The sequence below is a fragment of the Pleomorphovibrio marinus genome, from assembly GCF_003347495.1.
Classification (GTDB): Bacteria; Bacteroidota; Bacteroidia; order Cytophagales; family Cyclobacteriaceae; genus Pleomorphovibrio; species Pleomorphovibrio marinus.
Map to the genome: position 1 here is coordinate 1 of NZ_QCXY01000032.1, position 1,586 is coordinate 1,586.

The 1,586-nt window shown below is 47.8% G+C and carries 1 protein-coding gene; it reads right to left on the reverse strand.

Going from position 1 to position 1,586, the window contains the following annotated elements; genetic code table 11:
- Positions 1-171: 171 nt before the first annotated feature.
- Positions 172-1,434: an IS4 family transposase gene (locus tag DB520_RS26210; RefSeq protein WP_114752796.1), complete on the reverse strand. Its 1,263-nt coding sequence runs from the start codon at positions 1,432-1,434 to the stop codon at positions 172-174.
- Between the last annotated feature and the right edge of the window lie 152 nt (positions 1,435-1,586).

The window sequence follows — 1,586 nt, forward strand, 5'->3', positions numbered from 1 at the left end:
TCAATGCTATTAAGTTAAGCAGTAAATCCTTTTATGGGGCAGTGGTATCTTTTAGTTTGGGGCGTTCGTATTGAGTCAGACCCTTCAATTTCTAATTTGGCGTCACAATAGGCAATAGGATTCAACCTTACCGTTGGGAAAGTGAAAAAAGCGGGCGATATTTTTTTTCTGTTATTTGTTCATCGGACACAGCCTGCCTGAAATGGCGCTGTCCCTCAGGTCCCTGGGGAAGTTTCTATCCGGTTTTATTGCTATTGTTGATTTTGAGATGAGTCTGCAGATTTCCTCTAGTAGCTCCTCTGCTTTCCTGCCTGACAAATAAAGCAGCCCGCCGATTCTGTCCCTGACAACCCGGTATGCGTTTTTCCAGTTGTAGGTGTAACTGAGTTTCCTTTTTTTGGTTTTCCCCCTTATCACGGTCTCGGCGATGCTTCCTGTCAGGGAGACGAGGTTCATGCAGAATATATGGGCATAAAATTCCTGCTGGATCCCCTCCGGTTTCCCACACCCGAAATAACCCAGCTTCATTTTCGGCTTGAGGTTTTTGAACCCTTCTTCAACACCCCATCTAAGGTGGTAAAGTTCTGCCATGTCCCGGTGGCTCACCTCCGTTTTGTCCAGCAGGGTACTTACCAAAAGCTCTGTTTCCCCGGAGTCAAGTTTGATTTTTGTAACCCTAACGGTGAGGGGCTCGTAATCCAGGTTGTTTTTGCGGAGGTTTTCCTTGGACTTTTCCGAAGGTGCCCACTCGGTCACAAAATCATCAAGCGGGTTTTCCATCATTTCCTTGGCAAAATTGCTCAAGCCCGTCGAAAGTCTGATACAGAATTCCAGTCCCTTTTTGCGCAGGTGTTTGGCCACGCACAGGTTACCGAAGCCCCTGTCAAGGAGCAACACGGAACCTTCCTTTAGCGGCATACGGTCAAGGGAGTCGGTCAGCATGGTTTTTTCCCCCCTTCTCCTGAGGTGCAGCTCGGCGTCGTGGACAAACTTGTCAAGTACCGAATACACCATGAAAATCTTGGCCAGGCACCTGTCCACCCCGTATTTGGTGGTTGACTCCACCCCGAAATGCTCCTTGATTGCCTTGGTCGGGGGGAGGTTCTCTGTGCTCCCGTCGCCGGCATAGAGAGCGTAACCCTTCCACGTTGGCGTGGGGCCCCTTGAACCCGCCCACTCCGAGACCATCTCGTGGAGGTCCCTGAAAAAATCACCCTTTACCTTGTACCTGGCCTGGCTGAAGGCACTTGCCGAAACCGGCCCGCTCCCTATATCGGGCAGGAAGTTTAAAAGGTTGTATTCGACAGATTCCTTAAAGAGATGCAGCACCGTGCTGGCCACAACGGGAAATGAAAGTGGGGAACTTCTCGTGAAATCTTTTTCGGATTTCCTATATTTTAAAATATTTTCTTTGGAATGTACAAAATCAAAGATTTTTTTTCGGAGTTCCGCAAGATAACTCCGTAGGGTTGTTTATATTCATATCATTATATCGTTTATACCTCCAAGATAATTGGAGCAGGCCGGTTTTCAAAAGGATTTCCGGCCATTTTTATACCCATCTCCCCTTAACTTAATAGCATTGA